Annotated in this window: 15 protein-coding genes; 7 read left to right on the top strand and 8 right to left on the bottom strand. The window is 69.4% G+C overall.

Annotated features, from left to right (window positions below):
• Positions 1-7 precede the first annotated feature (7 nt).
• On the top strand, positions 8-2,056 hold the full coding sequence (locus tag DQ384_RS08675) for a BMP family ABC transporter substrate-binding protein (RefSeq protein WP_181871100.1): 2,049 nt from the start codon (positions 8-10) through the stop codon (positions 2,054-2,056).
• Between the two features lie 137 nt (positions 2,057-2,193).
• Here DQ384_RS08675 and DQ384_RS08680 read toward each other — a convergent pair whose 3' ends face one another.
• The gene (locus tag DQ384_RS08680; protein ID WP_181871101.1) at positions 2,194-2,661 is read right to left on the bottom strand and encodes an ATP-binding protein; all 468 of its coding nucleotides are present in this window, start codon (positions 2,659-2,661) and stop codon (positions 2,194-2,196) included.
• A gap of 116 nt (positions 2,662-2,777) precedes the next feature.
• On the opposite strand from DQ384_RS08680, the gene DQ384_RS40325 reads away from it, so the two are divergent.
• A complete protein-coding gene (locus DQ384_RS40325) occupies positions 2,778-3,080 on the top strand; it encodes a hypothetical protein (RefSeq protein WP_147268700.1) in 303 nt (100 codons plus the stop codon).
• Between the two features lie 268 nt (positions 3,081-3,348).
• On the opposite strand, the gene DQ384_RS08685 is transcribed toward DQ384_RS40325, so the two are convergent.
• From DQ384_RS08685 to DQ384_RS08690, 3 genes are read right to left on the bottom strand one after another with little or no spacing between them, the layout of a single operon-like run.
• On the bottom strand, positions 3,349-3,930 hold the full coding sequence (locus DQ384_RS08685) for an ATP-binding protein (RefSeq protein WP_220182842.1): 582 nt from the start codon (positions 3,928-3,930) through the stop codon (positions 3,349-3,351).
• Positions 3,931-3,939: 9 nt separating this feature from the next.
• Positions 3,940-4,287: an ATP-binding protein gene (locus DQ384_RS42090; RefSeq protein ID WP_220182843.1), complete on the bottom strand. Its 348-nt coding sequence runs from the start codon at positions 4,285-4,287 to the stop codon at positions 3,940-3,942.
• Positions 4,288-4,304: 17 nt separating this feature from the next.
• Positions 4,305-5,390 carry a Gfo/Idh/MocA family protein gene (locus DQ384_RS08690; protein WP_114028198.1) on the bottom strand — a complete coding sequence of 362 codons (1,086 nt, stop codon included), beginning with the start codon at positions 5,388-5,390 and terminating at the stop codon, positions 4,305-4,307.
• Positions 5,391-5,792: 402 nt separating this feature from the next.
• Here DQ384_RS08690 and DQ384_RS08695 point away from each other — a divergent pair, with 402 nt between their 5' ends.
• The 3 genes from DQ384_RS08695 (at position 5,793) to DQ384_RS08700 (ending at position 9,243) form a co-directional block, all read left to right on the top strand.
• A complete protein-coding gene (locus tag DQ384_RS08695; protein WP_114028199.1) occupies positions 5,793-7,667 on the top strand; it encodes an FAD/NAD(P)-binding protein in 1,875 nt (624 codons plus the stop codon).
• Positions 7,668-7,772: 105 nt separating this feature from the next.
• Positions 7,773-7,910, top strand: a complete 138-nt coding sequence (locus DQ384_RS41135) for a hypothetical protein (RefSeq protein ID WP_181871102.1) — start codon at positions 7,773-7,775, stop codon at positions 7,908-7,910.
• 373 nt (positions 7,911-8,283) lie between these two features.
• Positions 8,284-9,243 (top strand): TolB-like translocation protein, encoded by a 960-nt coding sequence (locus DQ384_RS08700; protein WP_147268701.1) that lies wholly within the window; start codon positions 8,284-8,286, stop codon positions 9,241-9,243.
• Positions 9,244-9,341: 98 nt separating this feature from the next.
• Here the strand turns inward: DQ384_RS08700 and DQ384_RS08705 are convergent, their stop codons facing one another.
• Positions 9,342-10,322, bottom strand: a complete 981-nt coding sequence (locus DQ384_RS08705; RefSeq protein ID WP_114028201.1) for a threo-3-hydroxy-L-aspartate ammonia-lyase — start codon at positions 10,320-10,322, stop codon at positions 9,342-9,344.
• 446 nt (positions 10,323-10,768) lie between these two features.
• Here DQ384_RS08705 and DQ384_RS41140 point away from each other — a divergent pair, with 446 nt between their 5' ends.
• A complete protein-coding gene (locus DQ384_RS41140; RefSeq protein ID WP_181871103.1) occupies positions 10,769-10,918 on the top strand; it encodes a hypothetical protein in 150 nt (49 codons plus the stop codon).
• A 73-nt stretch (positions 10,919-10,991) separates the two neighbouring features.
• Here DQ384_RS41140 and DQ384_RS08710 read toward each other — a convergent pair whose 3' ends face one another.
• The 3 genes from DQ384_RS08710 to DQ384_RS42760 all read right to left on the bottom strand — a co-directional run bounded on the left by DQ384_RS08710 (position 10,992) and on the right by DQ384_RS42760 (position 14,828).
• On the bottom strand, positions 10,992-13,283 hold the full coding sequence (locus DQ384_RS08710; protein ID WP_425451429.1) for an Orn/Lys/Arg family decarboxylase: 2,292 nt from the start codon (positions 13,281-13,283) through the stop codon (positions 10,992-10,994).
• Positions 13,284-13,522: 239 nt separating this feature from the next.
• Entirely contained in the window at positions 13,523-14,533 is a 1,011-nt protein-coding gene (locus DQ384_RS08715) for an ATP-binding protein (protein ID WP_245966323.1), read from the bottom strand.
• The gene (locus DQ384_RS42760) at positions 14,481-14,828 is read right to left on the bottom strand and encodes an ATP-binding protein (RefSeq protein WP_245966324.1); all 348 of its coding nucleotides are present in this window, start codon (positions 14,826-14,828) and stop codon (positions 14,481-14,483) included. Before DQ384_RS42760 ends, DQ384_RS08715 begins: the two co-directional genes overlap by 53 nt.
• Here DQ384_RS42760 and DQ384_RS08720 point away from each other — a divergent pair.
• Positions 14,821-15,336, top strand: a complete 516-nt coding sequence (locus DQ384_RS08720) for a DUF6454 family protein (RefSeq protein ID WP_114028203.1) — start codon at positions 14,821-14,823, stop codon at positions 15,334-15,336. The two genes, DQ384_RS42760 and DQ384_RS08720, sit on opposite strands and share 8 nt — an antisense overlap.
• Positions 15,337-15,468: the final 132 nt, after the last annotated feature.

The raw sequence follows: 15,468 nt of genomic DNA on the forward strand, positions 1-15,468 counted from the left end.
AGGCCATATGCCCGACTTACCCCCATTACGCTCTGGTGAGCCCGACCAGTTCGGCGACTACAGAGTGCTCGGCCGCATCGGTCAGGGCGGTCAAGGAACGGTGTACCTCGCCGAGTCGCCCGCAGGGGACCGGGTCGCCATCAAGGTCCTGCACGCGCACCAGGCGATTGACCCGAACGCGCAGCGCAGGTTTCTGCGCGAGGTCGCCACCGCGCGGCGGGTGGCGACCTTTTCCACGGCACGGGTCATCGAGGTCGGTACGGCAGATCAGCGGCCCTATATCGTCAGCGAGTACGTCGAGGGGGTCTCGCTGGCGCAACGCGTCCGGGAACGTGGGCCGCTCACAGGTGACGAGTTGGTACGACTGGCGCTGGGCACGGCCGGCGCACTGGCCGCGATCCATCAAGCGGGCGTCGTGCATCGCGACTTCAAGCCGAGCAACGTGCTGCTCGGCTCCGATGGGCCGCGCGTGATCGACTTCGGCATCGCCCGCGCCCTCGACTCCCTCACGGCCACCAGCAGCGGCGTGGCCGGCACCCCGGCGTACATGGCGCCAGAACAGATCGCCAACGAGCAGGTCGGCCCACCGGCCGACGTGTTCAGCTGGGCGGTGACCATGGCCTTCGCGGCCACCGGCCGTCTCGCCTTCGGTGGCGCGAGCGTTCCGGCCGTTCTGCACGCCGTCCTCACCGCAGAACCCGACATCAATGAGGTGCCCGAGCCGCTGCGTTCACTGCTCGGCCAATGCCTGGTCAAGGCTCCGCAGGCCAGGCCGACCGCCGCCGGGATCATGCTCCAGTTGGTGGGCCACGGCGCCGACCGGCCGCCCGGGGCGACAACCGGCGAGCCGACCGGTGCATCGCCCTCCGCCGCCTCCAGCTTGCCGGTTTCGGTGCACGAGACCGTGCCGCCCGCGGCGGCGGTCGTCACCGCTGCGGGGACGAAGGGCAGTTCACTTCGGACCGGCCGCTCACGGCGCGTCGCGTCGCGAGCGACAGTCCCCCTGCTGAGCGTGCTGCTCGCCCTCGCGGTCACGGCCGGCATCTGGCTCTCGAACTCGGACGTCAATCACACCCCCACCACTCCCTCCAGCGGAGCCACCTCTTCCTCCGCCATCGTCAACAAGCTGGACAAGGTGGGTATCGCCTTGGATGTCGGTGGCCGGGGCGATCTGTGGTTCAACGACTCGGCCGTGCAGGGCCTAGAACGTGCCAAGAGGGAGCTCGGCGTACGCGAGGTCAAGGAGCTGGCGGCGGGCGCGGGTGAGACGAAAGCGCAAAAGGTACAACGGCTGCGGGTGCTCGCCCGGGGCGTACACAATCCGATCATCGCGATCGGCTACCCCTACACCGAAGCGGTCAAGAGCGTCGCGGCCGAGTTCCCGGGCACCACGTTCGCGATCGTCGACAGTCGGGACGCGGCCGGAAACAACGTTTCGAACCTCGTCTTCGCCGAGCAGGAAGGCGGGTTCCTCGCCGGTGTGGCGGCAGCGTTGAAGTCGCACAAGGGGCGCGTGGGCTTCGTCGGCGCGGTCAAGGACGGGGGCTCCATCGAAAAAGCCGCCGCGGGCTTCGTTGCGGGTGCCAAGTCGGTTAAGCCGGACATCAAGATCGACGTCGAATACCTGAGCCGCCCCCCGAACTTCGGCGGTTTCGACGACCCCGCCAAGGGCAGGCTCGTCGCGGCCGGCATGTTCGGCGCGGGCGCCGATGTTCTCTTCCAGGCGGCGGGCGGCTCCAACCTCGGTGTCATGCAGGCCGCCAAGGCGGCCGGCGGGCGGGTCGTCGGCGCCGAAGCCGACGAGGCACGCACCGCGGACGCTTCATTGCGTGACGTCGTCCTGACCTCGATCATCAAGCGGGTCGACACGGTGGTTTTCGACTATCTCAATGACTTCTCCACCGGCTCTGCCGAGCCCGGTCCCATCGTTTACGGCATCAAGGACCACGGCTTCGACTACACGACGACCGGCAACCAGATCGACGGCATCAAGGCACGACTGGACGAGACGGAACAAAAGATCGCCAATGGCCAGATCGTCGTCCCCAGTTCGTGATCGGGCACAGCGATCGCCATGGCCGCGAAGGAGCGACCGACCCCATGCGGGGGATCCGTTACCGGCGAACACGGCGAAGGCGTCCAGGTCGGTGTGAAGGAGAAGCGGCCAGCGCTGCTCGCACCGCCTGGGCTACTTCAGCCCGCCAGCCGGACGGCCACGGCCTCAGGTGCCGGAAGCAGGCACCGAACCTGCTTGCCGATCGGCGTGAGCGCGACATCCCATCCAGGCGCGAGAGCATCCAGCAGCCACAGCCCCCGCCCTGACTCTGCCTGATCATCATCGGGAGCGATCGTCGCCCGCACAGGCACCCGATCCGGGTCCGGGTCATGAACCCGTACCCAAACCCCTCGACGCCCCGACTCGATCTCCACGACTACCGGCGCCCAGTGCCCGCACGCCCGCACCGCGTTCCCGACCAACTCCGACGCGACCAACCGCGCCGCCTCGGCCGTCTCGGAGTCGATCCCCGCGGCGGTCAGCGTGCTCAGAGTCACCTCGCGCACGGCACGCAGGTTCTCCTCGCACACGTTCATATGCACGACGAATCCCTTCGGCCGCGTCGTGATGTAGAACCCGAGGTCGGCCTCTACGCGGTATCCCATGGTGAGCCTCCTTCTAGGCCGGGTACCTTGCCCGTGGTGTCGCTTTTCGGTTCCGCAACGCCGCCGGGCTGATCCTGAACGCCACCGCCGAGGTCGTCGGGTGGAAGGCGCCGTAGTTGTCGCGCATCGAGAACGCCAATGCCCACCTCCGTCCGGCCGAAGTGGCCGCCGTGCTCAAGATCTATGGTGTGCACGACCCCGGGATCGTGGCCGCGTTGGAGAGCCTCGCCAAGGACGCGATCAAGAAGGGCTGGCGGCAGAGCTACAGCGGTCTCGTTGCACCGGCCTGTGCCGACTATCTCTGGAGTCCCCACACCGACGGCTTCCGGGGTTCGCCCCGGTGCGGTCCCCGGCCTACCGCAGGCGGCGGCCCGCGCCCGCGAGACGATCGATGGTATTGCGATGACCCGCACCACTAAAGAGATCGCGGCCCGCGCGGAAATACGCCTGGCACGCCAGGCTTTCCTCCCGCGCCCCTCAAGCTGCGGGCGGTCATCCGGTTCCACAGGGCTTCGGAGGAGTTCGAGACGCTGCTCGACCACTTCGAGGGCGGGCGACCGGCACGCCTCGGCCTACGCGCTGACCGGCAGGGGAATCCGCGGGCACATCCTCGGCCGCCGGGAGGCGCTCGACGACCTCAGCCGGGCGCGCCCGTCATCCCCTCATCGCTGTTCGCCTCGTGTGCTTTCATGCGCCGGTGTAAAGGCCGTCCACGTCGACGAGTTGGATGCTGGGGTCGTGCCGGGCCAGGGTGCGGAGGTCGTCGCTGAAGCCGGTTCCGCTGAACAGGAGCAGTCGTGTGCGCTCGGCCTTGACGCCTTCGCGGGCGCGGAGCAGGTCGCGGATGTGGTCGAGCCGGCGCAGGTGTCCCACGCCCATGATGTCGTTCCATTTGCATTCGCCGATGGCGAGGAGTTGCTCGCGGCCGGTGTCGTTCTGGCCGAACGCCGCGACATCGATCAGCGCGGCGGTGCGCGGGTCGGTGATCTCCCAGAACTGGGCGGCGAGGCGGAAGTCGAGGGTGGGCACGACCAGTTCCAGTCCGGCGCCGCCGCGCAGGGGGGCGTTGCCGGACAGGATGCGTCCCATGAAAGACAGGGCGGATCCGCACAGAAGCAGGCGGACGGGGGTGTTGCCGCGCTGGGCGGTGGGGTCCAGGGCGCGTTGGATGATGGAGGGCAGGGCAGGGGAGGCCTTGGCGAGGAACGGGAACTCGTCGAAGACCGCGACTGTGGGCCGGGTGGTGGCGATGCGCAGGAGCCGAGCCATGGCTTCGTCCTAGTTGGCGAAGCGGAACGGGACGGGCTCGCCGAGGTACGCGGCCAGTGCGCCGCCGAACTGTCGCAGCGCGTCGGCTTCGGTGGTCTCGGTAACGGTGAACATGAAGCCGCCGGTCGCGCTGGTGAGCGCGTCGAGCAGGAAGGTCTTGCCTTGCCGACGGCGTCCGGAGATTACGCCCAGGGTCGCCTGGGGGGCCGCGTAAGTGGCGAAGCGGCTCAGCTCCGCCCACTCGAAGTCCCGGTCGAACATCTCGACTATCTGATCGCGACCTCGGAAAGCGTCATCTACGCCGCCACCTGCATGCTGCTCCTGCACCGCCTCGCGGGATCGCGGGATCGCGGTCATAACTTTTCAGACACCCTCTAGCGTGCCCAGGCCTCGCGGGCGGTGGTGACGCCGGCGCCGGTGCGCAGTGACTCCTCGATGGCCAGGCTGAGCAGGTGGTCCTGGCAGCCGTCGGCCAGGGGGTACGGCTCGGAGGCCTGGCCGCGGACCCAGGCGGTCATCTGGCCGAGCAGGGAGACGACGGCCAGATCGTCCTCCGAGAATTGTGCGCCCTTGTACCGGTTGCGGTAGATCACCCGTCCGTCGAAGCTGATGTGGTCGAGCTCGCGTCCCTCCAGGTTCAGGTCGACCCCGGTCTGACGGCGCACGATCTGCGACTCCACCGGAGACCTGGGATCGACCAGGCGCACGACGCGGTCGTCCACCATCTCGCCCAGCGATCCGCGCACGACGATCCGGCGGGCGCGCAGGGGGTTCCACCACTGGTTGTCCGTGAAGTCGTACAGCCCCATCCCCTCGGGGAACTCCAGGGTGGCGATCGTGGTGGCCGCCTGCTTCGGCGCGTCGTCCCCCGTCCAGCCGTCCCTGGACAGCGGATCGGCCAGCGGCGCGGTGAAGGACCGGGCGGTCACCGTCGTCTCCTCGAACCCGGCCCCGAGCAGCCCCCGGATGATCGAGACGGCGTGGTAGAGGTGTGTGGACGAGATCTGCACGGACGTCACCTGGCCGATGACGCCCTCACGGGCCAGCGCCAGCCTCGCCGCGTGCCCCGGCATGTGCAGATACTGCTCGGCCACCTGCACCAGCCCCGAGGACCCGACGGCCGCCCACAGGTCGCGCAACCCGTCCAGATCGGCCGCCGGCGGCGTCTCCGCCAGCACGGGAACGTCGAACTTCACGAGTTCCTTGGTCACCTCCGGGGTGACCGGCCACGGCACCGACGGGATGACGAACTCCGGCCGTTCCGCCTGCAGCATCTCCGCGACAGAGCTGAAGGCGGGCACTCCCCAGCGCGCCTCCACCTCGGCCCCCCGCTCGGTCGACCGGGTCACCACCCCCGACACCGACAGGTGCTCCGGCGCCATCCTGGCCAGCCGCACGAAGAACTCCGACCGCCAGCCACTACCCACGAGCCCGAAGCGCCCCGCTGCTTGTGTGCTCACGAATTTCCTTCCAGCCCTGCGTATGCCTCCACATACCGAACCATCCGGACGCTAGTGGTCCTTTCGGGCGAGCGCCACCACGGCTCTCAGGCAGTGAGACCCCGCCGACGGGACTCCAGGGTGAGCGGTTGGCGGGCGAGGGTCACGTCCGGAGCGTCGACCGGAGCGGACGCTGTGCCTCGTCGGCCCGCACGTCGCCCTGGCCGAAATCGGCCGGCCGCGCCAGGGGCGGCCAGTGGGCGGCAAGGGGTGGTGCAGGCAATGGGAGCGTGACCGGCCGGGCTTCTCGTCGGCTCTCGCAACCTAATAAAAGGAGGAAGGGTGAGTTCGCTCCCATGAGCCTTTCCTGGTTTTCTGGTAGGAAATATTGACTATGTCGTGAAGCGGTGCAAATCTCCTTGCGTGAGCAGCGAACCTCTGACGATCGTGGTGGTGGGAGCCGGGCCGGGTGGCACCGTCATGGTCGATCGCCTCATCGCCAACGCACCCCCGGGGCGCCGGCTGGAAATCCACGTGGTCGACCCGCATCCCCCGGGCGGCGGGCGGACCTGGCGACGCGAGCAGTCAGAGCTGATGTGGATGAACTCCCAGGCCGCGGACGTGAGCCTGTTCACCGACACCAGCCTGCGGATCGACGGGCCGATCCGCCCAGGCCCCGCCATCTACGAGTGGGCGGCCGAGCACGGCTACGACGTCACCCATGCCACGTTCCCGCCCCGGGTCATCCAGAACGCCTACCTGTCCTGGTGCTTCCAGTACATCGTGACGTCGGCGCCGCCGCAGGTCACCGTCCAGGTCCACCGGGCCACGGCCGAGGCGCTCACCGAGGCCGGTGGCCGTCAGCGCGTCTGGCTGGACGACGGGAGCGAGCCCCTCGACGCCGACGCCGTCCTGCTGGTCCAGGGCTACCTCGACGCGGCGCCGGGCGGCGTCCATCAGGAGCTGGCGGACTTCGCCGACGCGCACGGGCTGGTGTACGTGCCGCCGAACTACGTCGCCGATCTCGACCTGGACGTGATCCCGGCGGGCGAGCCGGTCATCCTGCGCGGTATGGGTCTGGGCTTCATCGACACCATCGTCCTGCTGGCGCAGGGGCGCGGTGGCCGGTTCGAGCCCCGGCCCGGCGGCGGATACGTGTACCACCCCTCGGGCGCGGAGCCGATCATGTACGCGGGCTCACGCCGGGGCATCCCGAACCACTCCAAGATCACCTATCCCGAGCTGGGCGCGCCGCTGGCCGCGCCACGTTACTTCGTGCCAGAAGCGGTCACCGCGCTGTACGAACGGCACGGCCCGCTCGACCTGAACCGGCATCTGTGGCCGCTGATGGCCAAGGAACTAGGCCACTTCTACTACCACGAGCTGTTCACCGCCCACCCCGAGCGGGTCACGCTCCCCTGGGAGAAATTCCTCGACCGGTACGACCCGGCCGGCTGGGACGACGACGAACGGATCACTCTGGTGGAGGAGGCCGTACCGAGGCGTGAGGACCGGCTCGACCTGGCGAACCTGCTGTCACCGCTGGAGGGGCTGCGCTTCGACGACGCCGAGGACCTCCAGCGGTGGCTCCGCTCGTACATCGTCGCCAACGTCGAACGGCACGCCGATCCCGCCCACAGTGCCGACCTGGCGGTCTACAAGGGGCTGCTGGTGATGCTGGCCCTGGTCCTGGACGTCCTGAACCAGGGCCTGCTGTCGGCGAGATCCCAGGCCGAGGACCTCCCGGAGTGGTTCCAGAGCGTCTTCAGCTACTACGCGTCCGGGCCACCACCGCAGCGGCTCCTGGAGCTCGAAGCCCTGTCGCGGGCCGGGATCGTCCGCTTCCTCGGCGGCGGCGTCACCGTGACCGCCGACCGGGAGGCCGGGCTCTTCCGCGCGTGCGGCCCGCACGCGCCCGGCCACGTCGAGGCGCGGGCGCTGATCGAGTCCCGGCTGCCCGCCCCGAGCATCGCCCGGGTGAAGGATCCCCTGCTGCGCGGCCTGTACGACAGCGGCTCGATCACCGAAGAGGTGCTGACCGGCCCGGACGGCACGACGTACCGGCTCGGCCGCATACGGGTCGAGAACGGGCGCCTGGTGAACGCCTCGGGCGCGGCCCACCCCCGCCGCTTCGCCCTCGGCCACTGGGTCGGCCACGGCTTCGCGATCACCGGCTTCGCCCGCCCCGGGACCAACGCCTTCCCCTTCCGCATAGCCGACGCCCTGGCCCGCGACCTCCTCACCGAAATCACCTACCCGGCCGCCGCGGCGCCCTCGCCGGCGAACAGCGTCCTTTAGAACCCTGTAGAACTCCACCGACGGAATGACCAACGCAGGCCGCTCGGCCGCAAGCATTTCCCCGACGGAGCGGACGGCCAGGGTCGGCGGTTCTTCACTTCAGCGATGGGCGGTAGCTACGTCCCCCACCCGAACTACGGTGGCAGCCAGTCCGACCTGCACGACATCGCCGTGGTCGTCTTCAGCAGGCCGATCCCGAACATCACCCGAGACTGCCGACCGCTGGCCTGCTCGACCGGATGAAGGACGACCGCACGCTCGCGGCGGCGACCTTCACCTCGGTCGGGTATGGGTCGCTGGCCCCTGTCAACGTCCCGGTGGCAAGACCTACACCTATACCGACACCCGCAACCAGGCGTCCGGGTCGTTCAACAGCCTCAACAAGGCATGGCTCCGGCTCTCGCAGAACCCCTCGACCGGTGACGGCGGGACCTGCTACGGAGACTCCGGCGGCCCCACCTCGAACCTCCTCGTCGCCACAACCATCACCGGCGACGTTGCCTGCCGCGCGACCAACGTGGACTCTCGCAGGTAGATCGCGGGCGGACGTCTGGCCTTGGAGGGATTTCTCCCGCAACCCCAAACATTCCGGCCTGGATAATCGTCTATCGGAAGCATGACGAGAATCAGGGTGAGGGTGTCGGCCTCGCTGGTCGCACTAGCCGCGCTTCTGCTGGGGGTCGCCCCCTCCGCCGCGGACGCCGCAACGCAGATCGGAACCGTCCGGTACGCCCGGTTGCCCGCGTGCTCGGGCACCAAGTGCGACCCATGGGAGCTCACGATGCGGGACGGCCGCGTCGTCCGCCTGACGGGCGCGCGGGCGGACCGTGACCTCTCGTTCATGATGGTGAGCGCCGACGGCCGGCACTTGGTGTACAACCGCAGGTCCGACCGCAGGGTCGTGGTGCACGACCTCGCCGACGGCCGGATCCACCCGACCCCGCTGTACGACGTGTCCGAGAGCGGGGTGCACCTGTCGGCGGACGGGCGACTCATGGTGATCACCGACGGCGGGCCCACGGTCGACTCGCTCACCGACCTGGCGACAGGGAAGACGTATGACCTCATCCATGTCGGCAAGACCCGCACGGTGCGGCGCCACCTCTACGAGGAGTTCGCGAGCTTCAGCCCGGACGGCAGATACCTGCTGGTCTCCAGCGACTTGGTAGACGGCACCGAGTACACCGTTCTGGACGCGCGTGGCCGCGAGGTCGTCCGGCGTCAGGTCCGGGCCGAGCACGACGGCCTGTTCGCCACGCTGGCCGGCGACCACACGACGATCGCGCTCGCGTACACATCGCGAGGACGCGCCGGTGTGCGCCTGTACCACCTGCGTACGGGGCGGGTCACGACCGTACCGGTCAAACTCCCCAAGGACGTCGGCATCGACGGGCTCACCTGGGCGCGCGGCGGAGGTCTCGTCTTCCGCACCGGGCTGTACGACAAGAACGGCTACGACCCCCGGCACGTGCGTGACTACGGCCTGGACCCGGAGACGGGACAGATCCGCCTGCTGCGCTCGCTGAAGCGTCCCGCCGGCACCTTGGAATGGGTGCTGCCGGACCTTGGCGACTGACCGGCACTCAGCAGGCTCGGGCGTCAGGAGACGTGCTCCACGCAGCGGGGTTGCACCTATCGTTACAGCCGGTGGTGACGTCGGGCGACCGCGGCGCCCTAGGTCACGGGCGTGCCCGCGCAGAGCTCGGCGAAGCGGCGGGCGTCGATGTTGCCGCCGGAGATGATCAGGCCGATTCGCGGCGGTACGCGCTCCAGCCGCCCGACCAGCAGGGCGGCCAGCGGGGTGGCGCCGCTGGGCTCTATGACGATCTTCAGCCGTTCGAAGGCCAGCCGCATGGCCTCGCGGATCTCGTCGTCGGAGACCAGGACGATCTCGTCGACCAGCCGCTTGTTGATGGAGAAGGTCAGCTCGCCGGGGATGTTCGCGGCCTGGCCGTCGGCGATCGTCCGCGGGACGGGGATGGACACCCGCTCGCCCGCGCTGAGCGAACGCTTGGTGTCGTCGCCCGCCTCGGGCTCCACGCCGATCACCCGCATGGCGGGTCGCAGCCCCTTGGCAGCCGTCGCGCTGCCCGCCATCAGGCCGCCGCCGCCGATCGGCGCCAGCAGCGCGTCGAGCTCGCCGACCTCCTCGATCAGCTCCAGCGCGGCGGTGCCCTGCCCGGCGATGACGTGCGGATGCTCGTACGGAGGGATCAGCGCCAGCCCGCGATCGGCGGCCAGGGCCTCGCCGATGGCGACCCGGTCGCCGTTGTAGCGGTCGTAGGTGACGATCTCCGCGCCGTAGCCGGCGGTGGCTTCCATCTTGGACTTCGGGGTGTCCTCGGGCATGAGGATCACGGCGGTGCTGCCCAGCTCGCGGGCGGCGAGGGCGACGGCCTGGGCGTGATTGCCGGAGTAGTACGCGGCGATGCCCTTGGCCAACTGCGCGGGCGACAGCCGGGAGATGGCGTTGTAGGCGCCGCGGAACTTGAAGGCGCCGATGCGCTGGAAGTTCTCGCACTTGAGGAAGACCTCCGCGCCGACGAGGGCATCCAGAGTGCGCGAGCGCAGGACGGGCGTACGATGCGCCACGCCCTTGAGCCGGGCAGCGGCTTCGCGAACGTCGCCCAACGTGACCGGAAGTGCGTTCGTCATGCTTGCTGCTCCTGCGGGGTGTCGGGTCCGGTGTGCCTGGGAGAGGTGGTCGCAGGCGGAGGCTCGCGAGATGCCGAGCGGGGCCTGCCACCACCCCATTCTCACCATGCGCTCCAGACGGCTTACCGGTGACCACCTCGCTGAGGACGGCGTGCACGGCGGCGGCGGTCCAGGTGCGCAACGGACCGGCGCCACGGCATCCGGGTCAAGCTGCGGGTCAGCGGCGAGCTCAAGCCGATCCTCGCGATCGAGGACCTCCACGTGGACTGCGCTGGCTCCGGCAACCCGTTCGCCAAGGCTGACGCCCGTCCACGGCGTGGCACCGGGAGTCAGGGTGGCCGCGACGACAACCCTCATGCCCCTGCTCACCGACGCGTCCGGCTCCACCACCTCGGCTGGCGCCGGTCCGAGCAACGACGGACGCCTGGGCTGTCCCGTGGACACTGTTGCTGCTGGTCGTCGTCCTGATCGCCGTCATCGTCGGGGCGTTCCTCTTCGCGCGCCGCAGGCGCGTACGGCGCAAGCTGCGTGAGGACGCCCGCGTACGGGACGCCGTCGAGCAGGCGCTCCGCGACCAGAAGACGCAGGCGCACTGACCGCCCACCTGCCTCGACGAGCCGACCGCGACGAGTGCGACTGTGCGTCTCCAGGAGCTTGGTCCCGAGTTGATCAGGCCGACATCACTTCTATCCAGTAGCGGCCGGTGGGGTCCCGATGGGCCCCGTGAATGTCGGTCGCAAGGTCGGGGAACGCCCGGTCGAAGTCCTCCAGTGCTCGCAAGTACGTCATCAGGGCTCCGTCAGCGGGCCCGGTCGCTTCCCCCGGCATCAGCATCGGGATCCCGGGCGGCGTGACCACGACAGTGGTGGCGGCGATCCGGCCGGGCAGGTCGGCAAGCGGGACGCGTTCGGTGCGTGATCGGATCATCGCCTGGTAGCAGTCGGCCGGGGTCAGGACGGGCTCGGGAAGGGTGGTGAAGACCTGGTCGAGCAGCCTGCCGACACCGGAGTCGCGCAGCCTGTCGTGGGCCCGCGCGCAGAACCGCCGCAGCGAGATGGAGCTGCTGGACGGCCTCGCGGTGCTGTGCTCAGACGCGGTCGCGGGCGTGCCGAAGTCGGGCAGCACCTCGGCGAGGGGCAGGTCGTCGTCGTAGGCGTTCTTGAAGTCGGTCAGCGCGTCGAGCAGAGTGCCCCATTTGCCCTTGGTGATGCCCATCGAGAACAGCACCAGCAAGGTGTGGTCGCCGGTCTTCTCGACCACGATGCCACGCCGCTCCAGGTAAGCGGCCACGATCCGGGCTGGAATGCCCCAATCGAGGGTCCCGGCGGCAGCGTCCGCGCCAGGACAGGTGATCGTCACCTTGACCGGGTCCAGCAGGCAGTACCCCTCGGCGAGCCCGTCGAACCCGTGCCAGGCGGCACCGGGCTCCAGCGTCCAGCAGGCGGGCTCGGCGCACAGCAGGGCCGGGTCCGCCTCGGCGAACGGGACGGTCTGGCCGGTGCGCGGGTCGGTGACCGAGGGGGGTTGCCAGACGCCGAAGAACCAGTCCGGCCGCCGGCCGTCGTCGCGGATGCGGGTGGCCAGCCGCACCATCGCCTGCCGGAAGCGGACCGCCTCGATGATCGCCTCCCCGGTCAGGAACTGCCCGGACGGGCCGTCCATCATCGCCGCCGCCACGTCCAGCGAGGCGATCACCGGGTAGAGCGGCGAGGTGGAGGCGTGCATTAGATACGTCTCGTTGAGCCGGTCGTAGTCCACCGGCGCCCGCTCGGCGGGGCGGACGTGCAGCATCGCCGACTGCGAAAGCGCCGCCAGGAGCTTGTGGGTGGACTGCGTGGCGAACACGGTCGGACGGTCCGGACCCGGCAGCGTCCGCTCGTCGACCGCCATGCCGTACCGGCGGGCGTAAAGCGGATGGAACCGGCCGTAGGCGAACCACGCCTCGTCGAAGTGCAGCCGGGGGACGCTGCCGCTCAGCAACTCGCCGACCCGTACCGCGTCGTAGCACAGCCCGTCATACGTCGAGTTGGTGATCACCGCGTAGGTGGCCTCCCCAGCGGCGAGGGGATGGCCGCGCAGGCGCTCGCGCACCGCGCCGGCCTCCAGGGCGGTCGGCGGGACCGGCCCCGCCAGCCCGAGCCCGTTGCGCTCGGGCACCAGGTAGACCGGACGGGCACCGGTGATGGTGAGCGCGTGCTGGATCGACTTGTGGCAGTTGCGGTCGACCAGCACCGTGTCGTCGCGGGCGATCGCGTGGTGCCCGACGACGCGGTTCGCGGTGGAGTTACCGTTGACCACGAAGAACGTGCGGTCGGCGCCGAAGACGCGGGCGGCGTTGCGCTCGGCGTCCCCGATCGGGCCCGTGTGCTCCAGGGGCGAGCCCAGCTCGGTGACGGAGATGGACAGGTCGGTGCGCAGCAGCCGCTCCCCGTAGAAGTCGAAGAACGCCCGCCCTACCGGCGACTTCAGGAACGCCACGCCTCCAGCGTGTGCCGGGGTGTGCCACGAGTACTGATGGTGGTCCTCCAGGCGGCGGAGCGCGCCGAAGAACGGCGGCAGGATCTTCTCGGCGTACCGATCGGCCGCGTGGGCGATCCGCCCGGCGATGAAGCGCGGAGTGTCCTCCAGCGGGAAGACGTAGCCGTGGATCACCTCGTACACCCACAGCGGAAGCTCCTGCTCCGAGGTCATCAGGAAGACCGGCAGGCCGCGGAACCGCTTGGCCACCGCCCCCAGGAGCTCCTCGGCTCCCGGCGCCTCCCACGCTGCCAGCACCGCCGTCAGCGACGCGTCCGAACCGACCACCGCCAGCGCGTCCTCGGCGCGATGCGTCCAGCGCACCTGTATCCCGAACTCGTCCATCGACGCACACACCCGGCGAAGCTGCTCAGCGAGCGCCGTATCGGCGTCAGACGGCTCCGTGACAGCGGCAAGAACAGTTCGCTCCATACAGCACTCCATGATCGGGGGGACTGCTTGGCTCTCCTATCGAGCTTCCCTTGCCGTCACTTAATGTAGTTGCATGGTTACCAAACCGACACCGAATGTGCCCCAGTGACGACGGACGCCCTATCTGATGCGGCCGTCGGATAGGCGGGGACCTTCCGCGGTGCCGCCGAGGAGAGTGCGCGGATCAGGAGACTCGCAAGCCGGTGCTTCAGGGGTTAGGGGTCAGAGCATCACTGATCGCCTCGTGTGCTTCATGCACCTGTGTAAAGCCGGCCCATGTCGACAAGTTGAACGGCGGGGTCGTGCCGGGCCACGGCGCACAGGTCGTCACTGAAGCCGGCGCCGCTGAACAGGAGCAGCCGTGTGCGCTCGGCGTCGACGCCTTCCCGGGCGCGGAGCAGGTCGCGGATCTGGTCGAGCCGGCGCAAGTGTCCGAGGCCCATGATGTCGTTCCATTTGCATTCGCCGATGGCGAGGAGTCGCTCGCGGCCGGTCTCGTCCTGGCCGAAGGCCGCGACGTCGACCTCGTGAGCGGTCCGGTTGGCCGGGTCGGGAACGGTACCGCTGGCCACGTTCGACGGGAAGCCACCTATGGTTTCAGAGTCGCAGTACCAGCGGGTCCACTCGCGGCAGATGCGCTCGAAGTGAGGTCCGACGACCTTGCTGCGGAAGGTGGGTTGCAGCCGGCGCCACACGTTCGGCGCGCGGCCGGGACGTTCGAGTTCGCCCCAGGCGGGTCGCATGACGGCGTGGTAGAAGGCGAGAAGGGGCTCGGCGATCCGGTACGCGGAGCGGTTGCGGCGGAAGGCGTCCTGCTCGTGGGTGATCATGCCGACGTCCTGGAGAACGGCGAGCGGGTGAGCCAGGTCCGTCGACTTGCGACCGAGGTAGGAGGCGATGCCGCCGCGGTTGTGATTGCCGTCGGCGATCGCGGCCAGCACGGAGTGGTAGAGCGCGGTGTCATGCAGCTCGGGTTCTTCGGCGAGCAGGTAGCGGCCCTCGCGGAAGAGCGGGCGGCCGGGGTTGAGGACCGCACGGACGATCCAGGAGTCGAAGTCGTCGGCGCCGGCGGGCGTGTCACCCTGGGCGAATTCACGGCGGTAGGCGGGGGTGCCGCCAACGACGGCGTTGGTCAGCGCGGCGGTGCGCGGGTCGGTGATCTCCCAGAACTGGGCGGCGAGGCGGAAGTCGAGGGTGGGCACGACCAGTTCAAGTCCGGCGCGGCCGCGCAGCGCCGCGTTGCCGGACAGGATGCGTCCCATGAAGGACAGGGCGGACCCGCACAGACCAGTTGGCGAAGCGGAACGGGACTGGCTCGCCGACGTGCGCGGCCAGCGCGTCGCCGAACTGCCGCAGCGCGTCGGCCTCGGTGGTCTCGGTGGCGGTGAACATGAAGCCGCCGGTCGCCGTGGTGAGTGCGTCGAGCAGGAAGGTCTTCCCCTGGCGGCGACGCCCGGAGACCACCCCCAGGGTCGCCTGGGGAGCCGAGTAGGTGGCGAAGCGACTCAGCTCCGCCCACTCGAAGTCCCGATCGAACATCCCGCTGGGCTTGTCCACCAGGCGGTACCGTCCGAACAGCAAGGCGATCGTCTACAAGGTCGACCTGGCCTCCTTCCGCGCCACCGAGGTGATGCGGGTCGACGACCACATCGGCGGCGTCGTCCACGACCTGAAGAACAACCGCCTCGTCGGCGTGAGCTGGGGCTCGTGCACCTTCTACACCTGGAACATGGACGGCAAGCTCAAGCGGACCGTGAAGAACCCCGAGCAGTTCACCGACTACCAGGACTGCGACTACCTGGCCGAGGGCAAGGCTGCCTGCACCGGCGTCGCGACCCTCTCCGTCGCCGGCCAGTCGTTCCAGCTCGGCGCCATCTCCCTGCTCGACCTCGACTCGCTCACCGCGATCAACACCATCCCGGTCACCGCACTCAGCGCCGCCGGCAACTCCGTCACCCGCAACCCCACCTGGATCGAAGCCGACGGCAACACCCTCCACCTCACCGCCGTCCCCGACGACAGCCAGTCCACCCTCCTCACCTACACCACCCCGGCCCTCTCCTAAGAGAACCCACCGGCCCAACGGCAACTACCGGGTCGGCCGTACTACCGAGACCTGCCGTCCGACCTGGCCGTCCGGCCTCCCAGTGCTCCGCCCGCCTGCAGCCGCAACAGGGGCGGATCCTCTGAACTTCTC

This window comes from Sphaerisporangium album (genome assembly GCF_003323745.1).
GTDB lineage: Bacteria > Actinomycetota > Actinomycetes > Streptosporangiales > Streptosporangiaceae > Sphaerisporangium > Sphaerisporangium album.